The 4,200-nt window shown below is 69.0% G+C and carries 2 protein-coding genes; both read right to left on the bottom strand.

Translation table 11 applies throughout. From position 1 onward, the window contains the following. Positions 1-279 precede the first annotated feature (279 nt). On the bottom strand, positions 280-855 hold the full coding sequence (locus ACFYX0_RS46920) for a hypothetical protein (protein WP_388981747.1): 576 nt from the start codon (positions 853-855) through the stop codon (positions 280-282). A 480-nt stretch (positions 856-1,335) separates the two neighbouring features. Beyond that, positions 1,336-2,556 carry a peptidase S8 gene (locus ACFYX0_RS46915; RefSeq protein ID WP_388981744.1) on the bottom strand — a complete coding sequence of 407 codons (1,221 nt, stop codon included), beginning with the start codon at positions 2,554-2,556 and terminating at the stop codon, positions 1,336-1,338. Positions 2,557-4,200: the final 1,644 nt, after the last annotated feature.

The raw sequence follows: 4,200 nt of genomic DNA, 5'->3' as shown, positions 1-4,200 counted from the left end.
CGACGACATCACAAGCCGTCACTCCCACCAGACCACCGACCCCATGCCCCACCAGCGAAAACGCAGTCCTCGCGTCCGGAAAGACAACAGCTTCTCAGCCCGCAGGAGGCTGACCCGCGCATACGCGGAGCGTTGTTCGGCGTTCCCATACCTCCCCTGGCGTGCCTCCCGAACGGGCACGCCAGGGGTACGGTGAGACCTAGCCGGCCGATGTCGCCGCGATGGAGTGCGACCCTGCCTCACTTCCGACAGGCCACAGGCTCGCTGCCAGCAGCTTCGTCACGTATTCGGTGGCGTAGGCATCTGCGTGAAGGTGCACGGCACTGTGAGCGGCAACGTTGAGGTGCAAATTCCCTGCCACACCGCCCCTGTTGACGTCAGCTCGGTGACCAGGAGCTTTGCGTCAAACACCGACAGTGTGGCGTCGAATACGTTGGTCGGGCCTCCCACCGACTGCCAGAAGACATTACCTGGTCCGGCAACAGGGGTCGGCGGATTCGGACCAGCCTCGTTGACCGACAGGACACGCACCTGCCCGCTGCAAACGACCGAGACGTACTTGGTCATCCCTTGAACTGCCGAGTCGATGTCGTTGCAGCCCGTGGGCGGGGGCGTCGGCGTCGGTGTCGGCTTGGGCTTCTTGCACTTGTCCTTGCCCTTGCCGTCCCTCTTGCACTTGGCGCCGTCGGCGGACGCGACGCCCCCGTGGGTGGTCACGGTGTGCGCGATGGCCGCAGCGGGGGTGACCAGTCCAAGCGTCACCAGCAGCGCGACGGAGGCGAGCCCGCCAACCTTCTTCCGCCTGCCTCGGGCCGGTGGTCCGGACAGCGTTGGTGCCCTGTGCTCAGGACTCATGTGCGCTCCTTGATTCAAGCATTTCGGATGACTCCTGCATCCCAGGTGAGCTTGAACCGCACGCACTTGATCACTTGGAAGGTTTATGCGGAACACGCTTGTACATCAGCAAATTGGAGCAATGACCTACTGGCTTCGTCTCTGGCAGGATCACGTCGACGGGGCCGCCCGCCCAGCCTAACGGATCCCGAGGTGTTGACACAGAACTGCTCGGCTGCGCCGCAGAGGCCCATCGGTTGCGGTTCGATGCGCGCCACCGGACGGCAACGCGCGGTATCGCACGCCCCAAGCGAGGGAAGGCGACCGAGGGCAGGGGACAACCCCGGATAGCCCCGTCGGCCGACGGCAAGCGTGCGGGAGGCCGGAGCCAGCACGGTCGCCGACTCCGTCCCGGTAGCGGAGGACCAGGCGTGCCGCAACTAGGCGGCGGTGGTCCTCCGCGCGGTGCACCCGGTCAGCAGGCTTACCTCGTAAGAGGGGTCAGCCGGTGAATGCAGCGGTGCCGTTCGGGACGCCGAGCCCGGAGGGGCCGTCGTATCCGGTGGTGCCGGTGCAGAGGTAGGAGCCGCCGCAGCTGCCGTTGGAGCCGCTGGTGACGTCGTACAGCGCCGAGGTGTGCGCGTAGGGGAAGGAGGCCGGGTAGGAGCCGGCGGACGGGGCGCCGCCCAGCGCGTACGTCGCCGCGATCAGCGGGGAGGAGGCGCTGGTGCCGCCGAAGACCATCCAGCCGGTGGCTGAGCGGTAGCTGTCGTAGACCGCTACGCCGGTGTTCGGGTCGGCGACCGCCGACACGTCCGCCACTGTGCGGTTGGCGCAGCCGGTGTCCTTCTGCCAGCTAGGCTTGGCGTCGTAGGTGGAGCAGCCGGAGCCTGCTCCGCTCCACACTGTGTCGGTCCAGCCGCGGGAGTTGGAGGCGGTCTTCAGGGACGTACCGCCCACGGCGGTCACGTACTTGGACGCGGCCGGGTACTCGACGCCGTAGCCGTTGTCGCCGGAGGAGGCGGTGATGGCGACGCCCGAGTGGTTGAAGTACGAGGAGTCGTAGGTCGGGTCGCTGGAGGACTCGGAGCCGCCGTAGCTGTTGGAGACGAACTTCGCGCCGAGCCGGACGGCGGTGTTCACGGCAGTGCCCAGGCTGGTCATGCTCGCCGAACTGGCCTCGACCAGCAGGACCTTGCAGTTCGGGCAGGCGGCGCTGACCATGTCGAGGTCGAGGGAGATCTCCTCGGCCCAGCCGGAGTCACCGCGCGGGTAGCGCGTGCCGCCGTTCTGGTCGACCTTCTGGAAGCAGCCGTTGGCGGTGGTGCAGGCGGAGAGGCCGTACTGGGCGCGGTAGACGGCGAGGTCGGACTCGGCGTTGGGGTCGTCGTAGGCGTCGACGATCGCCACTGTCTGGCCCGAACCGCCGCTCGCGGACGGCAGGTTGTACGCCGCCTGCAGTGAGGCGGGGCCGTAGCCGGAGGGTGCGGCGGCCGCGGTCAGGTCGCTCTCGGCGTGTGCCGACTTCGGGGTGCCCGAGGTGACCTGCAGGGCGTTGCAGGCCATCTCGCCCTTCTTCGTCGGGGCGGCGCAGGCGTGGGCGACGGCGACGCCATGGGACGGGGAGGCTGTGGCCTGGGCCGCCTGGCCGACTGGGGCGGCCAGGGCGAGGGCGGCCGTGGCGAGCGTGGCCACGGCGGTGAGGGAAACGGTTCTGCGCAACGTACGTCCTCCACATGGTGGGTGAACCGGGAAGGGCTGTGGGGGGTGCGCGGTACGACCTCGGCGCGGAGTGTGCGCCGTGGCCGCGCAGAACGTACGGATGTCGAGTCCACGTCAACAAGATGGAAGTAGAAGCCAGAACATTCCTTTGCCTTTCCTGAGATGTTCATGTGTCGTTCGCGAACAAGTCATGGCCGAAAAAGGACCCAGCCATGGCTTGACCGTGGCCTGCACAAGGAGAGTGATGAGGCTTCGGGGGATTCCCGGCGGCTCAGCTTGCAAATCGCTGCTCCCGTCACCAAAGATCGGGTCGGGAGTCCGCAACAGCCGCCGTTGGCCTGCGTCCGTCGCCCGCCCGGGTTCGGGACTGGGACGCTTCAACGTCCGGGTGCGCTGGTATTTCAGGGGACTCCCGTGACAGCTGTGCCCTGCGGGCTGATGCAAGGGACAGCCGGTCTTCCGGGTGGGGCATGGAATCCGGCCTGAAGAAGCGCACTTGGGTGGTGCTGGGGCGGTCGTCGCCGGTGGTGGCGTGGCTGTGGCGACCGTCGCATGGCAGGTCGCCAGGCCATGGCGGAGCGTCGGTCGCGCGGGGACCGATCAGGACGCATGTCGCTGTCCCTGACCGGGGCCAGTGCGTCGCTCAAGACGCTGGGGGCCCGGTCCACGGCTCCGTTCAGCATGGTGGGTGTCACCTGGAACGGCGCGCACGCCAAGCTGCGCGGCACGGTGGAGGTGCGGACCCGTTCCGTCGCCGACGGTCACTGGACGTCGTGGCTGAAGATGCAGCAGCCGGACGACCTCCCCGACGCCGCCGAACTGAACCGTCCTGGTGTGCGCGGCGGGATGTCGCCCATGTGGTCGGGGCCGTCGAACGGAATCCAGGTCCGCGCGACCGGCGCGGGCAAGGCGACCGCGCTGCCCGCCGGGCTGCGGGTGGACCTGGTCGACCCGGGCAAGCCCGCCACCGGCGGGACGCAGCACCGCGGCATGGGCCTGGCGGGATACGCCATGGAGCGACGGCCACCGACACCGCGACGCCGACGGACAGCGTCGCCCCTACAGACACCGCAACGGGTACAGCCAGCAGCGACGCTTCGGGGACCCCGACCGCGACGGACTCCGCCTCGCCCACGGACAGCCCCACGGCCACGGACTCGGCATCCGTCGCGCCGTCCACCGGGACCTCTACCTCCGCCCAGACGCGCCGGCCCTGGCGGCGGGCGAGCGACGCCGAGAAAGCGCATTTGCTCCCGCCCCTGCGGGGATGGTCCCGGCAACCTGTCCGTACGTCTCACAGTGCCGGCCTGCTCCCCCGCGCCCGCGGGGATGGTCCCGACACCTACCAGGTGGTCGGCACCCCTCACGAACCGCTCCCCGCGCATGCGGGGATGGTGATGGTCCCCCTCCTCGACGTCTCCAGGCGACTGTCTGTCCCATCAAGCCACGGCTCGGCCATGCAGGCGGGACGCTAGTACTCCAGCCGTAGTTCGGTATCTGGGCTGGTCAGCGGCCTGGTGGCGTGGAGTGTGGCGGGGCGCCAGGTGGTCGGGACGGACTTCCCCACCGTGCCCCGGCGAAGAGGTAGCCGCGCCGTTCGTAGTGGCTCTGGCGGGCGCGTGCCTGGTGGCGTCGTCTCCACCG

This window comes from Streptomyces sp. NPDC002573 (genome assembly GCF_042889625.1).
GTDB lineage: Bacteria > Actinomycetota > Actinomycetes > Streptomycetales > Streptomycetaceae > Streptomyces > Streptomyces gibsoniae.
This window is presented reverse-complemented; position numbering and strand designations above follow the sequence as displayed.